Annotated in this window: 18 protein-coding genes; 11 read left to right on the forward strand and 7 right to left on the reverse strand. The window is 71.7% G+C overall.

Translation table 11 applies throughout. The features are described from left to right. Positions 1-187: 187 nt before the first annotated feature. The 3 genes from K8U61_RS15300 (at position 188) to K8U61_RS15310 (ending at position 2,529) form a co-directional block, all read left to right on the forward strand. Entirely contained in the window at positions 188-1,429 is a 1,242-nt protein-coding gene (locus K8U61_RS15300; RefSeq protein WP_224123904.1) for an amidohydrolase family protein, read from the forward strand. 7 nt (positions 1,430-1,436) lie between these two features. Beyond that, positions 1,437-1,709 (forward strand): hypothetical protein, encoded by a 273-nt coding sequence (locus K8U61_RS15305; protein WP_224123905.1) that lies wholly within the window; start codon positions 1,437-1,439, stop codon positions 1,707-1,709. Between the two features lie 94 nt (positions 1,710-1,803). Continuing rightward, on the forward strand, positions 1,804-2,529 hold the full coding sequence (locus tag K8U61_RS15310) for a GntR family transcriptional regulator (protein WP_224123906.1): 726 nt from the start codon (positions 1,804-1,806) through the stop codon (positions 2,527-2,529). Positions 2,530-2,541: 12 nt separating this feature from the next. Here the strand turns inward: K8U61_RS15310 and K8U61_RS15315 are convergent, their stop codons facing one another. Next, positions 2,542-3,984 (reverse strand): FAD-binding protein, encoded by a 1,443-nt coding sequence (locus K8U61_RS15315; protein WP_224123907.1) that lies wholly within the window; start codon positions 3,982-3,984, stop codon positions 2,542-2,544. Continuing rightward, positions 3,981-4,919 carry an ABC transporter ATP-binding protein gene (locus K8U61_RS15320; protein WP_224123908.1) on the reverse strand — a complete coding sequence of 313 codons (939 nt, stop codon included), beginning with the start codon at positions 4,917-4,919 and terminating at the stop codon, positions 3,981-3,983. The genes K8U61_RS15315 and K8U61_RS15320 overlap by 4 nt, the downstream gene beginning before the upstream one ends. Positions 4,920-5,078: 159 nt before the next feature. Between K8U61_RS15320 and K8U61_RS15325 the strand changes: the two genes are divergently transcribed. After that, the gene (locus K8U61_RS15325; protein ID WP_224123909.1) at positions 5,079-5,813 is read left to right on the forward strand and encodes a carboxymuconolactone decarboxylase family protein; all 735 of its coding nucleotides are present in this window, start codon (positions 5,079-5,081) and stop codon (positions 5,811-5,813) included. Here the strand turns inward: K8U61_RS15325 and K8U61_RS15330 are convergent. From K8U61_RS15330 to K8U61_RS15340, 3 genes are read right to left on the reverse strand one after another with little or no spacing between them, the layout of a single operon-like run. After that, positions 5,800-7,011 (reverse strand): CaiB/BaiF CoA transferase family protein, encoded by a 1,212-nt coding sequence (locus K8U61_RS15330; protein ID WP_224123910.1) that lies wholly within the window; start codon positions 7,009-7,011, stop codon positions 5,800-5,802. The two genes, K8U61_RS15325 and K8U61_RS15330, sit on opposite strands and share 14 nt — an antisense overlap. After that, entirely contained in the window at positions 7,008-8,162 is a 1,155-nt protein-coding gene (locus tag K8U61_RS15335) for a thiolase family protein (protein WP_224123911.1), read from the reverse strand. The genes K8U61_RS15330 and K8U61_RS15335 overlap by 4 nt, the downstream gene beginning before the upstream one ends. Next, positions 8,159-8,575, reverse strand: a complete 417-nt coding sequence (locus K8U61_RS15340; protein ID WP_308043184.1) for a Zn-ribbon domain-containing OB-fold protein — start codon at positions 8,573-8,575, stop codon at positions 8,159-8,161. Before K8U61_RS15340 ends, K8U61_RS15335 begins: the two co-directional genes overlap by 4 nt. A gap of 125 nt (positions 8,576-8,700) precedes the next feature. Here K8U61_RS15340 and K8U61_RS15345 point away from each other — a divergent pair, with 125 nt between their 5' ends. Next, entirely contained in the window at positions 8,701-8,997 is a 297-nt protein-coding gene (locus K8U61_RS15345) for a Dabb family protein (RefSeq protein ID WP_224123912.1), read from the forward strand. A 17-nt stretch (positions 8,998-9,014) separates the two neighbouring features. On the opposite strand, the gene K8U61_RS15350 is transcribed toward K8U61_RS15345, so the two are convergent. Beyond that, positions 9,015-9,680: a nuclear transport factor 2 family protein gene (locus tag K8U61_RS15350; RefSeq protein WP_224123913.1), complete on the reverse strand. Its 666-nt coding sequence runs from the start codon at positions 9,678-9,680 to the stop codon at positions 9,015-9,017. 26 nt (positions 9,681-9,706) lie between these two features. After that, entirely contained in the window at positions 9,707-10,162 is a 456-nt protein-coding gene (locus K8U61_RS15355; protein ID WP_224123914.1) for a nuclear transport factor 2 family protein, read from the reverse strand. Between the two features lie 217 nt (positions 10,163-10,379). Between K8U61_RS15355 and K8U61_RS15360 the strand changes: the two genes are divergently transcribed. From K8U61_RS15360 to K8U61_RS15385, 6 genes are all read left to right on the forward strand, one after another. Then, positions 10,380-11,378, forward strand: a complete 999-nt coding sequence (locus tag K8U61_RS15360; RefSeq protein WP_224123915.1) for an ABC transporter substrate-binding protein — start codon at positions 10,380-10,382, stop codon at positions 11,376-11,378. A gap of 19 nt (positions 11,379-11,397) precedes the next feature. Next, positions 11,398-12,237, forward strand: a complete 840-nt coding sequence (locus K8U61_RS15365; protein ID WP_224123916.1) for an ABC transporter permease — start codon at positions 11,398-11,400, stop codon at positions 12,235-12,237. Between the two features lie 2 nt (positions 12,238-12,239). Further along, entirely contained in the window at positions 12,240-13,079 is an 840-nt protein-coding gene (locus K8U61_RS15370; protein ID WP_224123917.1) for an ABC transporter permease, read from the forward strand. Further along, positions 13,076-13,699, forward strand: a complete 624-nt coding sequence (locus K8U61_RS15375) for a carboxymuconolactone decarboxylase family protein (RefSeq protein WP_224123918.1) — start codon at positions 13,076-13,078, stop codon at positions 13,697-13,699. Before K8U61_RS15370 ends, K8U61_RS15375 begins: the two co-directional genes overlap by 4 nt. Positions 13,700-13,832: 133 nt before the next feature. Next, on the forward strand, positions 13,833-14,552 hold the full coding sequence (locus K8U61_RS15380; RefSeq protein ID WP_224123919.1) for an SDR family NAD(P)-dependent oxidoreductase: 720 nt from the start codon (positions 13,833-13,835) through the stop codon (positions 14,550-14,552). A gap of 23 nt (positions 14,553-14,575) precedes the next feature. Continuing rightward, positions 14,576-15,373, forward strand: a complete 798-nt coding sequence (locus K8U61_RS15385) for an SDR family NAD(P)-dependent oxidoreductase (protein ID WP_224123920.1) — start codon at positions 14,576-14,578, stop codon at positions 15,371-15,373. The last annotated feature ends 10 nt before the right edge of the window (positions 15,374-15,383 follow it).

Genomic DNA, 15,383 nt, shown 5'->3' on the forward strand with positions numbered 1-15,383 from the left:
TCGACAGGGCGGTACGGGTGCGGGCTGGTGGCCAGCGTCACCAGTCTTGCACAAAGTGGCGACACTTAGTCACCCTGGTGTCAGGTTGGTGGGCGAAGGTCTTTCGTCTTCGACGGGGCCGTCCTACTCTTGTGTCGACACATACCCTGATCTCCTCTCCCGTTCTCCTTCGTGAAAGGGTGCGCTCGTGAGCTCCCGTCTCATCGTCAACGCCCGTGTCTTCGACGGCACCGGCACCCCCGCCCGTCCCGCCGAGGTGCTCGTCGAGGGCAACCGCATCCGCCTGGTCGCCGATCGGGTCGACGACGCGATGCGTGCCGGCGCCGAGGTCATCGACGGGGCCGGCACGGTCTTGATGCCCGGCCTCGTCGACGGGCACACCCACCTCGGCTTCGGCTCCACCGTCGAGCACCTCTCGGACCGACGGGAGCCGGACGAGGAGAAGGCGCTGCTGATCGCCCACGCCGGACGGGTGATGCTCGACCACGGGTTCACCAGCTGCTACTCGGGAGGCAACCGGCTCCCGCAGGCCGAGGTCTCGGCCCGCAAGGCCTTCGCCGAGGGGTGGCTCCCGGGACCGCGGCTGCGGGCGTGCTCCTGGGAGGGCAGCGCCGGGATGGTCTCTCCCGGCAACTACGACTTCCCGGGCATCGACCACCGCGCGTCGGACCCGGAGTCGATCCGGGTGTTCGTGAACGCGATGGCCGACCTCGGTGTCGACTGCGTCAAGCTGAGCCTCACGGGAGAGAGCGCGGTCGTCGCGGGTACGTCGCGGATCATGCAGTTCACCGAGGAGGAGGTCTCGGTGGCCGCGGAGACCGCCCGCGATCGCGGGGTCTGGCTGACCGCTCACGCGCACTCGGCCGAGGCGATCCGCCTCGCCGTGCAGTACGGCATTCGCGCCGTCTACCACGCCACCTTCGCCGACGACGAGGCGATCGAGGCTCTGGTCGAGGCCCGCGACCGGGTCTTCGTCGCCCCGACCCCCGGCATCATCTGGGCCCATCTCCACGACATGGAGCACCCGCCGACCGAGGGGATGGAGACCCAGGAGACCTTCGAGAGCGTCTGCCGGGTGGCGCCCGAGCTGCACAAGCGGGGAGTCCGGCTCGTCATCGGCGGGGACTACGGCTTCCCGATCAACCAGGTCGGGCGCAACGCGCGCGACCTGCGCCTGTTCGTCGAGTGGTTCGGGATGACGCCGGCCGAGGCGTTGCAGTGCGCGACCCAGAACGGCGGGGCGATCATGGGGATGGAGGACGAGCTCGGCCTGGTCCGCGAGGGCTACCTCGCGGACCTGCTCCTGGTCGAGGGCGATCCCACCACCGACATCAGCCTCATGGAGGACCGGGCGCACCTCGCCATGGTGATGAAGGACGGACGACTCCACCGGCTCGACCCGGCTCGTCGCGTCGCCGTCACGGGCTGAGGCGGCCGTGTCCCCCGAGCAGGTCGACCGCACCATCTCCGAGGCCGAGGCCCGCGGCTACCGGCTGCGCACCCGGCACCAGCCGGCCGTCGAGCTGGAGGACCCCGACTGGATCGTGGTCATCGAGACCCCGGACGGTCGTGTCCTCTTCCCGGGCGCCATCGACGACGAGGAGCACCGGGCGCGGCACCGGGCCGCGGTCCGGCTGGCGGAGGAGCTCCGGGCCGAGCCCCACGACCAGAGGCTTCTCGACGCCGACCAGCCGGAGCCGAACCGGTGACGAGCGCGGTGACGAGCGCGGAGATGAGCGTGGTGATGGACGTCGTCGGCTTGGTGGGACACACTGGCGCGCGCAGACGAGGGAGACGGAGCTGATGGTGGAGCGAGCCGAGCAGGTGGCCGCGGACCAGGACCGCACGGAGGAGCTGGTCCGGTTGCTGCGGCTCGAGGAGCGCCGCGAGCCTGCCGTCGCGCAGGTCGCCACCTGGATCGGCCTGGGCATCGTCGAGGGTCGGCTGACCCCGGGCCAGGACCTCAACTCCGTGGACCTGGCCCAGCGGTTCAGCTCCAGCCGGACACCGGTGCGCGAGGCGCTGATGCTCCTGGAGTCCGAGGGGCTCGTCGAGATCCGGGCCCGCAAGCGACCCCGGGTCGCCTCCTTCACCGCCGAGCGGGTCCGCGAGATCTACTTCGTGCGGCGCCACCTGCTGGCGCTGGTGGGCGGGCTGGTCGCCGAGCGGGTCAGCGACACCGACCTGGTCGACCTGCGCCAGCGACTCGCGCGGATGGAGGAGTACGCCGCGGCCGGCGACGTCGACGGCTACTTCTGGGGGCACGTCGACCTGCAGAGCCGCTACGTCGAGATCGCCGGCAACGAGATCCTCGGGGACATGCTCGACACGCTCGCGCTCCGCACGCTGGTGCTGCGGCGCGCCTCGCTGGCCCATGCGGGCCGGCTCGGGGCGAGCGTCGCGGACCAGGTGCGCATCCTGGACGCGATCGAGGCGCGCGACGGCGAGCTGACCTCGATGCTGCTCTCCCGCGCTACCGACGCCGCGCTCGCCGCGATCGACCTCTCCCGGCTCACCCCGACGGCCTGAGCCGGGCGGCGCCTACGCGCCGGCGGGTGCGCCGACGCCGGCGGCCGCGGTCCGGGCAGCGATCCGACCGAACACCAGCGCATCGGTCAGGCCACCGCCGTGCTGGGTCAGGTGCCCCCAGACGCTGCCGTTGCCGCCGGCGGCGAGCAGCCGCGGGAGCGGATCTCCCTGGCGGTCGACCAACCGCGCGAGCGCGTCGCGGCGCGGACCACCGGCGGTCGTGGCCACCCCGGGCCACACCCGCACGGCGTACAGCTCGTCGAGGTCGAGCGGTCGCATGGAGGCGGACGGGCGGCCGTGGTCGTCGTCGCGACCGCGCGCGGCGAGCGCGTTGTAGCGCTCGAGCGAGCTCCGCAGGATGCCGGGGGCGACGTCGAGCTGGCCGGCCAGGGCCTCGACCGGCACGCCGCCCACGATCCAGCCCCGGCGCAGCTCGGCGCGGTTGTCGGCGCTCCAGCCCCAGTCGTTCGGCGTCGGCATCCGCGAGAGCGGGCCGGCGTCGAGGCAGGCCCGGTCCAGGACGTAGGCCGCGGGCAGCGCGGGCAGGTGCGGCCGGTCCGGCAGCGCCGCGCCGAGCGTGCGCAGCACGTCGTGGACCTCGCGACCGGTCTCGGCGCAGAACCGGTGGCCGCGCGGGTCGACCAGGACGTGGCCGGGCTCGGCCGGCCGCACGGCGAACAGGGTCGGATGTCCCTCCGCGCGATGACCCCAGTAGCCGAAGAAGTTGCTCATGTGCCACACCGCGGCTCCGGCCGCCTGGGCGAGTCGCAGGCCGTCGCCCGTGTTGGCCGACTGGGCCAGCGGCTGCACGCCGCTGACCGGCAGGTAGGCGTCGCAGAGGGCGGGGTCGCCCTCGAAGCCGCCGGTGGTGAGTGCGACGGCGCCCGCGAGCACCGGAGATGTCCCGGAGGGACCCTCGAGGTCGACGCCGACCGAGTCCCGACCTGGGCGGAGGTCGACGACGCGGGTGCGCACGGCGACCTCGACCAGGCCGGCGTCGACCCGGTCCGCCAGCGCCTGGGTCAGCACCGCGAGGAGCGCGGGACCGGCGGGACCCTCGGCGCCGACCCGGTAGTAACGCACGTCCTCGGCACCGGATGCGTGCGGCCAGCACTGCTCCACCGCGCCGGGTCCCGAGGTGGGGTAGGTGCTCAGGGCAGCGCCGAGGTCCGCGAGCCAGGTCGGCAGCGCGGCCAGTCCCTCGGCGTACGCGCGCAGCACCTCCTCGTCGGTCTTGCCGAACGAGAGGTCGCGCAGGTGGTCGATCCCGGACGTGGCGCCGAGCGCGATCAGGTTGCCGCCGGACCAGCGGGCCGCTCCGCCGAGCTCGGCGGTCTTCTCCACCAGGAGCGAGCGCAGGCCCAGGTCGGCCGCCGCCACGGCGCAGGCCATCCCGGCCACACCGCCGCCGGCGACGAGCAGGTCGACCCCGCGACGGGCCGCGGGGCGGCTCACGCCGAGGTGTGGACCGTCTCGGCGGTGCTCTCGCTTCGCTCGCGAGGCTCGGCGCGCCGCTCTCCCTCCGGCGCGGCGCCCGCAGCGGAGGCGGAGGGGCCCGTGCCCGGTGCCGGTCGAGCGTCCGGTGCGGGGTGCCCCGGGGAGCGCTCGCCACGGATCTCGCTGAGCACCCGGGACCGGAGCTCGGCGAAGCGGGGCAGCGCACGCGTGGCGATCTGGTCGCGCTCGGGGCCGAGGTCGATGGTGAGGTCGTCCACGACGGAGGTGGGGGTGCCGGCCACGACCACGACGCGGTCCGAGAGGTAGACGGCCTCGTCGATGTCGTGCGTGACGACCACGACCGTGATGTCGAGCTCCCGGCGCAGCCGCAGCGCCAGGTCCTCGAGATCGAACCGGGCCTGGGCGTCGACCGAGCCGAACGGCTCGTCCATCAGCAGGATCGGGGAACGGTAGGCGATGGCGCGGGCGATCGCGACCCGCTGCTGCATGCCGCCGGACAGCTGCCAGGGGTACTTGTGGCCGACGTCGCCGAGTCCCACGGCCTCCAGGCTCTGCTGGGCGCGCTCGAGGCGCTCGGCCTTCTTCACGCCCATGCCCTCGAGCGGGAAGGCGACGTTGTCGCGGACGCGCATCCAGGGCATCAGCGAGCCGCGGTAGTCCTGGAAGACGACGGCGATCTCGGCGAGGGGCTGGGTGACCGGCTGCTCGCCGATCCGGACGCTGCCCGCGGTGGGCCGCAGCAGCCCGGAGAGGCAGCGCAGGAGGGTCGTCTTGCCGGCGCCCGAAGGGCCGACGATGCACACGAACTCACCGGGGTCGACCCGGAGGGACAAGCCGCGCAGCACCTCGTGGGCGGACTCGCCCGAGCCGTAGGTCATCCCGACCTCGTCGACGACCAGGGGCTGGCCGTGCCGTGCAATCTGCTGAGTCATGAGCCTCGCGTCCTGGCTGGGTGGAAGTGGCGGTTCCACTGTAACTGTCGACACACATCGCATCAAGAGGGGATGTCGTTCGGTCTTTCTCGGCCTATCGCCCTCAAACTGTCGACAGAAGAGTGGTGTCGGAGTCCGGACCGCCGTACAGTGCCCGACGTGCGGGAGCCGAGCGGCGAGCAGCCGAGCCAGGACCAGGGTGACCGATCTGCGCGGATCGAGGAGGTCCGCGCGAAGTTCGTGCGCGAGCGCGGCTTCTTCGCGCCGCCCTTCGAGGCCATCGTGCAGGCCGACCCCGAGTTCCTCGACGACTACGTCGAGCTCTCCTCCGGCCCGTGGCGCCGGGGGACGCTGCCGGCCAAGGTCAAGGAGATGGTCTACGTCGCCGTCGACGCCTCGGTCACCCATCAGCATGCCGAGGGCACCGCGGCGCACCTGCGCTCGGCCCTCCGGCTCGGCGCGACCCGCGCCGAGCTGGTCTCGGTCCTCGAGCTGACCAGCCTGCTCGGCCTCCAGTCGCTTGAGCTCGGGGTTCCGCTCCTGGTGGAGGCGTGCGCGCCGGAGGCGGAGCCCGTTCCGTGGCTGGAGGCGCTGAGTTCCTTCGACCCCGACGGTGCCGCCGCGGTCCGCGGGTGGGCCGCGGGAGTACGCGAGCGGAGCCCGCTGGACCCGGCCGTCATCGAGCTGGTGCTGCTGGCAGCCAACGCGGCCACCACCCACCTGCACGCAGCGGCGACCCGCCGGCACATCACCGCCGCGCTCGCCGCCGGCGCTCCGCCCGCCCACGTGGTCGAGGTCCTCGAGCTGGTCTCCGTCCTCGGCATCCACAGCGCGACCATGGCGATGCCGATGCTGGCCGAGGAGCTCGACCGATCCAGGCTCAGCCCACCGTGACGACCCCACGCTCGGCCAGGGCGGCGACGTCCTCGGCGGTGTAGCCGAGCTCGTCGAGCACGTCGCGCGTGTGCTCCCCCAGGCCCGGCGGATACCGCGTGGTGGCCACGCCGCCGTCCATCCACTGCAGCGGCGAGCCGATCGTCTCGACGACCTCGCCGGCGGCCGAGGTCAGCGGGAGCGACATGCCGCGCCCGTGGCTGCGCGCGTCCTCGATCGCCTCGGGCACGCTCTTGATCATCGCCGCGGGGACCGACCGGGCGACGAGCTCGGCCACCCATGCCTCGGCCGGGCGGGAGGCGAACGCCTCCTCGAGCACGACGGCCAGCTCTCTCTCGTGCTGCAGCCGATCGCGTCCGGTGCTGAAGCGGGGGTCCTCCACCAGCTCGCTGCGGCCCAGGACCTCGCAGAGCCCGACCCACATGCGCTGCGTGTTGGCGGCGACCACGAGCTCCCGCCCGTCCCCGCCGACGAAGCTGCGGTAGGTCGGTATGGAGTCGTGGCGGCTGCCCTGCGGGCGTGGTGTGGTGCCGGAGACGGTGCTGTAGACGGCCTGGTAGGAGAGCATCGAGAGGGCTCCGTCGAGCATCGACACGTCGGCCCAGCGCCCGCCGCCGGTCCGCTCGCGCTGCACGATGCCCGCGAGCGCGGCCATCACGGCGTACATCCCGGCGACCAGGTCGCCGGCCGGGATGCCGAGCCGCATCGCCGGCGCGTCCGGCAGGCCGGTCAGGCTCATGATTCCCGAGAGCGCCTGGACGACGATGTCGTACGCGGGCTGCTCGCGCCACGGTCCGTGCTGCCCGAAGCCGCTGATCGAGACCCAGACGAGCCGGGGGTGCTCGACGCGCAGCAGGGCGGGGTCCAGGCCGAGCCTGGCGGCCACACCCGGACGGAAGTTCTCCACCACGATGTCGGCTCTCGCGACCATCCGGCGGACGACGTCGCGTCCGTCGGGGTGCTTGAGGTCGACCACCACGGAGCGCTTGCCGCGGTTGTGGCTGAGGAAGTAGGCGCTGTCGTCCCCGACGAAGTGCGGCGGGATATGGCGGCTGGAGTCGCCCCCGGGACTCTCGACCTTGACCACGTCCGCGCCGAGGTCGGCGAGGATCTGCGTGCAGAAGGGACCTGACAGGAAGGTGGTCAGGTCGACCACGCGGATCCCGTCCAGCGGCCCTCCGGGGGCGGTGCCGCTCACGCGGACCGGAAGACGTGGACGGTGCAGGCGCCATGGTCGAGCCCGGCTATCCCGCCACCCGTGACGTGGGTGAGGGCGGTGCGTGCACCCTCCACCTGCCGGTCCCCGGCTCGTCCGGTCAGCTGCCAGAACACCTCTGCCACCTGGGCGGCGCCGCTCGCGCCGACCGGGTGGCCCTTGGCCAGCAGCCCGCCGCTCGGGTTGACCACCACGCGACCGCCGAAGGTGGTCTCGCCCCGATGCAGGAGCGAGGCGGCCTCCCCCGCGGGGCACAGGCCGAGGGCCTCGTAGTAGACGAGCTCGGCGATGCTGAAGGCGTCGTGGAGCTCGACCACGTCGAGCTCCTCGGGACCGAGGCCGGCAGCCTCGTAGGCCTCGCGCGCCGAGTCGACGGTGATCTCCGGGCGCAGCATGTCGCGTGCCCCCAGCTCGAGCGTGCCCGAGTGGAGTACCGACGCCAGGAGCTCGACGGCCGGGCCGTCGAGACGGCGGCGAACGGCCTCGGAGACGAGCACGACCGCGGCTGCACCGTCGCCGGTCGGGCAGCACATGAACAGGGTGAGCGGATCGGCGATCCGTCGCGATCCGAGCACCTGCTCGGCGGTGACCTCCGAGCGCAGCTGGGCGAGCGGATTGCGCGCGCCGTGGCGACGGGCCTTGACACTGACCGCGGCCAGGTCCGCGAGGCTGCCCCGGTCGTGGAGGTAGCGGCGGGCCCGCATCGCGTAGAGCGCGGGCATGACCATCCCCTGCTGCACCTCGGGATCCTCGGCGACCAGCGGGAGCGTGCCGCCACCGAACTGGGTCAGCTTCTCGACCCCCACCACCAGGGCCACCTCGTGCTCGCCGGCGGCGACCGCCCGCGCGGCCTGGTGCAGCGCGGTCGCGCCGCCCGAACAGGCGTTGTCGACGTTGACGACCGGGATGCCCCCGATGCCGATCTCCTTGAGGATCCGCTGACCGGTCAGCATCCCGCCGAAGCTGTGTCCGAACCAGGCGGCCTGGACCTCACGACGGTCGATCCCGGCGCAGCGCAGGGCGTCGAGCACCGGGCCGACGGCGAGTCCCGCGTAGGAGCAGTCGCGGTGCCGGCCCATCGGGATCATGGCCGCCCCGACGACGTACGTCGGAGCCTCCAGCTGCCCGCTCACCGAACGGTCCCGGTGCGCCGGGAGTCGGCGAACGCCCACCCGGCGGGACTGTCGGGGTCCTGGGCGAGCTCGACCGGCTGGTCGACCTGCCAGCCGCCCCCGGGATGGGCCAGCAGCGGCGCCAGCACCCGCACCCCGACACCCTCGGGGTCGGACAGGTCGACGTAGCCGATGTCGTACGGCGTCGGACGGCTGCTGGAGACGTGCACGGTCGTCCACGAGTACAACCTGCCCCTGCTCCCCAGCGGACTGGGCTCGGGACGGGGCCGCGCGCACCGCGGACAGACCGTGCGTGCCGGGAAGGCGCGGGTGCCGCAGTCGCCACATCGCGAGCCGACCAGGAAGGGCACCGGACCGGTGGTGTCGGCCTGAGGTGGCGACGCGAGGTCAGGGATCGGGGCACTCGGATGCACGGGCCGACCGTAGTGTCGACAGTTTTGCCTCGTCAAGAGGAGAGATCGCCAGACCAGGCGCTTGGTGGCGCACCTGGGTGTAGATTCTGTCGACAGAAATGCCGGCCGGGCTCTACAGTCGCGTCATGATCCGCCATCTCATCCTGCGCACCCTGGTCGCCGGCGCTGCCGAGGAGCAGGTGGCGGAGCTCGAGAGCCGGCTCCGCGGTCTGACGGCCGTCCCCGGCGTCGGGGCCGTCGTCACCGGTCGCAACCTCGGGCTGGTGCCGCGCGACGGTGGCTTCGACCACGTCACCACCATCGAGCTCGACGATGCCGCCGCCCTCCGTGCGATGGTCGCGCACCCGCTGCACGCCGCCTGCGTGGAGGCGGGTGCTCCGATCACCGGGGGCTCGGTCATCCTCGACGTCGCCGTCGGCTGAAGGCCGGCAGCCGGGGATCAGTCGACGGGGGAGCTCTCTCCCGCCCGGGGTCGGCGCCCGGCGAAGTCGTCCATGCCGATGAAGAACTCGCTGAAGCGCCAGCAGCCGTCCGCGTCGCGGCGCAGGTCGGCGGTGTAGAAGACGCTCGAGCCCAGGATCAGTCCGTCCGCGGCGACCGTCACCGCGCCGAACGCGAGCGCCGAGGCGGTGCCGGCGGCGAGGTCGAGATCCTCGACCAGCACGTTGCTGATCACGTGGCGGCGCTGGTCGCTCATCTCCGCGAAGATCGCCGTGAGGCGCTCCTCGACGGTGGCCCGGCCGGTGAACGTGGTGAAGGGCGTGGCCGAGCCCAGCGCCACGTGGTAGACGACGTCGTCGGTGAAGCACGAGCCGGCCACGTCGGCACGGCACTCGTCGTGCCCGATGCCGAACCGGTAGAACGCCTCGGCGATCTGGGCCCGGGCGGCGAGCGCCTCCGGGCTCCAATCGGCAGGCGCGAGTGTCTTCATGGTGACCTTGCCCTGACGGTGCGCCCAGGCCTGCGGCGGGAACGTCCCGGTCTGCCCGGTCTGCTCGGTCTGCTCGGTCTGCTCGGTCTGCTCGGTCTTCTCGGTCTGCTCGGTCTGCTCGGTCTGCTCGGTCTGCTCGGTCTGCTCGGTCTGCTCGGTCTGCTCGGTGGTCATGCTCACTCCTCGGGGATGGGGGCGGTTCAGATGTCGGCGACGACGGTGCGGCTCGCGACGCGCCAGCCGTCCGGGGTCCTGACGAAACGGTCCTCGTGCACGCCGGAGATGAGCACCCGGCGCTCCTTCGTGTCGGCGTCGATCTCGACGAACAGCACGTACGACGTGCCGCGGGCATGGTCCGTGCCGGCCGCCTCGGACTCGAGCACCAGGTCGCCCGTCCAGTGCCGACCCAGCCCCTGGCGCTTCTCGACCGCGGCGGTGGCGAACGCGAGCAGCTCCTGCGGACCGACGTGGCGGAACCGGGGCTGGCGTCCGGTCGCCTCGGAGGAGACCGCCTGGTAGATCCCGTCGTCGGTGAACACCTCGACGAAGTCGGCGGGCCGGCTGAAGTCCAGGGCCTGGCACAGGCGGGCGACCAGGGTGCCGATCTCGAGCTGGTCCTCGGCGGGCAGGACGGTCGCGGGGCGGGGCTCTGGCATCGGGGGCACTCCAGGGTGAGGCGGGGCGTGCGGACCCGAGGACAGTAGGCCCGAGTGTGCCTTGTGTCCACACTTCGGTGGATAAGTGTCGACAAGAAAGGAGGAAGACGGTCGTGCCGATCGGTTGACACCTGCAATCTGTCGACAGTACGGTCCAAGCCATAGTGAGAGCGTGGTCACACGCACCGCTGTCAGACCACCACCGGAAGGACACCTCATGCAGTTCGGCATCCTCAGCGGTCGGCGCGCAGCAGCGCTCGCCGGCATCCTCGCCCTCTCGGTGAGCTCGCTCGCGGCCTGCGGCGGCGACGACTCGAGCGCGGCCACCACCTCCGACGGGCTCACCAAGCTGACCCTGTTGCGGTCGACCGGCGGCACCTTCGAGGCCATCTACATCGCCCAGGAGCAGGGGTTCTTCAAGGACGCCGGCCTCGACGTCACGATCAAGGCCGGCGCCGCGGACACCTCGCAGAACGTCCCGTCCGTGCTGAAGGGTGAGGCGCAGCTGGCGATGACCGACATCGGTGGTCTGGTCAAGGCCGGGGCCGAGGGGCTCGACGTGAAGGCGGTCGCCCAGATCCAGGCGTCCTCCGACGACATCGCGCAGAGCGACGGACTCCTGGTGGCCAAGAACAGCTCGATCAGCTCCCCGGCCGACCTGGAGGGCAAGAAGGTCGGCCTCCCGGTCCTGGGCGGGAACCTGCAGATGGTGGCGATGTACTCGGTCGAGGAGGCCGGCGGCGATCCCAGCAAGGTCGACTGGGTGGCGCTGCCGACCGACTCGCTCCAGGACGCGGTCAACAAGGGCCAGGTCGACGCGATCAGCACGTTCGCGACGTTCTACACCACCGCGGTCGCGGACGGTCTCAAGCCGATCGACAAGGGCGGTCAGGAGCTCCTGGGCGACCCCCAGTCGCTCATCTTCGCCGACAGCGGCTGGCTCGATGACAACGCCGACGTCGCACAGGAGTTCGTCGACGCCTTCTCCAAGGGCGTCGACTACGCGAACAAGAACCCGGACGCCGTGCGAGCGGTCGACACCAAGTACACCGAGATGGATGCCGACACCATCGCCAACCGGGACATCTCCCCCTTCGACTACTCCTTCGACACCGAGGCCGTGGACACCGCGGCGGCCAACTTCTACAAGTACGGCATCACCGACAACGACGTGAAGGGCACGGACCTGCTCTGGTCCGACGCCCCGACCGACTGACGATCGAGGCTGGAGCATCGTGACGACCCTCGTCGACACCACACCGGACCCGGCCGCGGCGCCCAAGCGGGCGCGGCGGCCGACCCGGAGCGGGCACGCCCGCCGACTCGCCCTGCAGACCGCGTTCGTCCTCGCCATCCTGGCGGCGTGGTCCGTGGCCCGGATGGCGGACGTGATGACCGTCGACGCCCTGCCGGCGCCGTGGTCGGTCGCCGAGCGGCTCGTCGAGGACGTGCAGACCGCCGACTACTGGACCACCCTGCTCGACACCCTGCGCTCGGCCGTCGGGGGGCTGGTGGCGGCCGCCCTGGTCGGCATTCCGCTGGGCCTGGTGACGGGGACCTACGCGTGGGCCGAGCGGTCGACGCGGGTGCTCGTGGAGTTCGGGCGATCGTTCCCGGTCATCGCGATCCTGCCGGTGATGCTCCTGGTCATGGGCACGTCCTTCATGATGAAGGGGGTCGTGGTCTTCCTCGCGTGCGTGTTCCCGTTGATCATCCAGGCCCAGTACGGCGCACAGAGCGTCTCCGAGTCCGTCGACGAGACCGTGCGCAGCTACCGCATCGGTCGACTCCTCCGATTCCGCAAGGTGGTGCTCCCGGCCGCATCGCCGTCGGTGTGGACCGGCCTGCGGATCGCCGCGACCATGGCAGTCCTGGTCTCGATCGGGGTCGAGATCCTCACCACCGTCCCGGGCGTCGGTCACGTCATCGTGACCAGCCAGCAGGACCAGAACTCTGCCAATGCCTACGCCTACATCCTGACTGCCGGGCTGCTCGGGTTCATCGTGACTCGGCTCGTGCAGCTGGCCGAGGCCCGTGCCCTGGCCTGGCGTCCGCCGACCACCCTGGAGAACTGATGATGACTGCGAGTCGACCGACGCGCTTCCTCCTCGGCGCCCTGCTGCAGCTGTGGATGCCGGCCCTGGTGGTCGTGCTCCTGTTCGTGGCCACCGCCAACAGCACGTCCTTCTACTTCCCGCCGTTCAGCGAGGTCCTGGTGGCGCTCAAGGACGCCTTCGTCGAAGGCGACCTGCTGTCGGACCTGCTGTTCAGCCTGAAGAACCTGGTGGCCGGCCTGGCCATCGCCATCGTGGCCGGGACCGTGATCGGCACGGTGATCGCCGAGACCGAGTGGTTCCGGGTGGCCAGCCAACCGGTCCTCGACTTCGCCCGGGCCACGCCCATGGTCTCCTTCACCCCGGTCATCATCCTCACCCTGGGGATCGGCGCCGCCCCCAAGATCTTCCTGATCAGCCTCGGAGCGTTCTGGCCGATCCTGCTCAACACGATCGCCGGGGTCCATGGCATCTCCCCGGCGGTCCGCGAGTCCGTGCGCGCCTACCGCATCGGGCCGCTGCTCCGGCTGCGCAAGGTGCTGATCCCCGGAGCGGCACCTCAGATCCTGGCCGGCATCAGGATCTCGTTGGCCGTCGCGATCGTGATGATGATCGTCTCCGAGATCTACGGGTCGCCCGAGGGGCTCGGTTACTTCATCCTGACCTCCGGCTCCTCCTTCCACGTGGCCGACACGTGGGCCGGAACGCTGCTGATCGGTCTGCTGGGCTACGCGTTGACCCTGCTGCTCATGGCCGTCGAGTACCTCTCCCTGGGGTGGTACGTCCAACGCGCACCGCGTACCCGGGCCCGGGATCGCCGGGCGGTGGCCTCCGTGGATCCCGCCGCGGTGCCGGCCGCATGAGCGGCCCGCGCGTCCGCGCCCTGCGCCCGTCCGAGCTCACCGCCGACCAGGCCGCGGTCTACGCCAGCATCGCGGGTGGTCCGCGGGCCTCGGGGCCGAAGCTCTTCGAGCTCACCGACCCCGACGGGCGCCTCAACGGACCCTTCAACGCGATGCTGCTCTCCCCCACGGTCGGGGACGCCCTGCAGGCGCTGGGAGCGGCGGTGCGGTACGGCACATCGCTGAGCGACCGCGTGCGGGAGATGGCGATCCTCGCGGTCGCGACCTCCTGGGACAGCGAGTTCGAACGCTATGCGCACGAAGCGGTCGGGCGGGCTGCGGGTCTCAGCGAGGAGGAGATCGTCGCGCTGCGGGACCTCCCGGCACTGACGCCCACCGATGTGAGGGAGGCCGCGGCGCTCGACGTCGTCCGGGCGCTCCTGGAACGCTCCGACCTCGACGACGCGGAGTGGGACGCCGCCAACGCCGTTCTCGGCCAGGACGAGATCTTCGAGCTGACCGCGTTGGTCGGCTACTACGCCACGCTCGCGCTGCTGATGCGCACCCACCGCGTGCCGGCGCCGCCCGCGAGCGGAGCCGGGGGCGGCGCCGGGGGCATCGGGGGCAGCGGCGCCGAGTAAGGACCGGGTGCCCGTTGACGAGATGAGTGTCGACAGTTAGTGTCGACACTCAAACCGTCAAACGCTCAGAGAGGCCGCTAAACGCGTGAATTCTTCAAGTAGTGCCGACACTTCATGGCTAGGCCTCCGTGACGTGGCCGTCGTAGTCGCTGGCGCCGGAGGGATCGGCAGCGAGTGCGTGGCCGGGTACGTCGAGGCGGGTGCGCGGGTCCTGGTGACCGACCGCGACCAGGACCGGCTCGACCAGATCGCCGACCAGCACCCCGGTGTGGAGGTGCTCGCCGCGGACCTGACCCGACCGGGCTCAGGTGAGGCCGTGGTCTCGACGGCCGTCAGCCGGCTCGGCGGCCTCGACGTGCTCCTCCACTGCGTCGGCGTCAACGACCGCCGCCCCGTGCTCGAGTTCAGCGAGGACGAGTGGGACCGGGTGATGGAGATCAACCTGGGGTCCGCGTTCCGCGTCGCCCAGGCGGCCGGTCGGCACATGGTCGAGCGAGGTCGTGGCCGGATCGTCATGCTCTCCTCCGTCTCCGGCCTCCTCGCGCACGCCCACCACGCGCCGTACGCGGCGTCCAAGGGCGGCATGAACCAGATGATGCGGGTCATGGCCCGTGAGTGGGCCGCCTCCGGCGTCACCGTCAACGCGGTTGCCCCCGGCTACGTCGAGACCAATCTGACCGCCGCGCACCTGGCCAAGCCGGGCGTGCGCGACGGGCTGACCGCCCTGGTGCCCGCCGGACGGCTGGGCCGTCCCGACGAGGTCGTCGGCCCGATCCTCTTCCTCTCCTCCCCGCACGCGGCGTTCGTCACCGGCCACGTGCTCTACATCGACGGTGGCCGAACCCTCGTCTGAACCCGCAGAACCAGGAGCCACACATGAACGACGTGAACGAGACCGAGCAGATCTTCGCCCGCTTCGCCGGGAAGAACGCGCTGGTGACCGGAGCCGGGACCGGCTTCGGTGCGGCGATCGCCTACCGGGCCGCCCAGGAGGGCGCCGACGTGGGCGTGCACTACAACCGGTCCCGAGGCGGGGCCGAGAGGACCGTCGCGCGCATCGAGGAGCTGGGCCGCAAGACCTGGCTCGGCCAGGCCGACATCTCCGACTGGGACCAGGTGCGCCGGCTCGCCGACGACGCCTTCGCCCACTTCGGGACCATCGACGTGCTGGTCAACAACGTCGGAGACTTCGCCAGTGAGACCCAGGGTTGGCGCGACCTGAACCAGGAGTCGCTCGACCGCGTCATCGACGTCGACGTCAAGGGCACGCTGATGATGACCCACGAGTTCGGCGCGCGGATGCTCGACCAGGGCCACGGGTCGATCGTCAACATCGGCTCCACGGTGGTGGTCCGCGGCAGTGCTCGCGCCCCGCAGTACGCGGCGTCGAAGTACGCGATCCTCGGCATCACCAAGTCCTACGCCAACGCCTTCGCGCCCACGGTGCGGGTCAACACCTTCGCCCCGGGCTTCATGGAGACCGAGGCGCTCGTCGCCCGCGACGACTGGAAGGCCGGACGGCGCGAGAAGCTGATCGCGGCCACCCCGATGGGCCAGATCCCGCCGCCGGAGGTGGTGGCGGGCACGGCGCTGTTCCTCGCCACCCAGGACGCCTCGCACATCACCGGCAGCTACCTGATCGCCGACGGCGGCTACAACATGGTCGGCGCCTGAGCCGGCGACC

The sequence above is a fragment of the Nocardioides mangrovi genome, from assembly GCF_020073815.1.
Lineage (GTDB): Bacteria > Actinomycetota > Actinomycetes > Propionibacteriales > Nocardioidaceae > Nocardioides > Nocardioides mangrovi.

Bases quoted from the DNA above. Each gene is read 5' to 3' on its own strand.
- K8U61_RS15370 (WP_224123917.1), top strand. From the start codon at position 12,240: ATGACTGCGAGTCGACCGACGCGCTTCCTCCTCGGCGCCCTGCTGCAG.
- K8U61_RS15320 (WP_224123908.1), bottom strand. From the start codon at position 4,919: ATGACTCAGCAGATTGCACGGCACGGCCAGCCCCTGGTCGTCGACGAG.
- K8U61_RS15385 (WP_224123920.1), top strand. From the start codon at position 14,576: ATGAACGACGTGAACGAGACCGAGCAGATCTTCGCCCGCTTCGCCGGG.
- K8U61_RS15310 (WP_224123906.1), top strand. From the start codon at position 1,804: ATGGTGGAGCGAGCCGAGCAGGTGGCCGCGGACCAGGACCGCACGGAG.
- K8U61_RS15355 (WP_224123914.1), bottom strand. From the start codon at position 10,162: ATGCCAGAGCCCCGCCCCGCGACCGTCCTGCCCGCCGAGGACCAGCTC.
- K8U61_RS15375 (WP_224123918.1), top strand. From the start codon at position 13,076: ATGAGCGGCCCGCGCGTCCGCGCCCTGCGCCCGTCCGAGCTCACCGCC.
- K8U61_RS15350 (WP_224123913.1), bottom strand. From the start codon at position 9,680: ATGACCACCGAGCAGACCGAGCAGACCGAGCAGACCGAGCAGACCGAG.
- K8U61_RS15360 (WP_224123915.1), top strand. From the start codon at position 10,380: ATGCAGTTCGGCATCCTCAGCGGTCGGCGCGCAGCAGCGCTCGCCGGC.
- K8U61_RS15345 (WP_224123912.1), top strand. From the start codon at position 8,701: ATGATCCGCCATCTCATCCTGCGCACCCTGGTCGCCGGCGCTGCCGAG.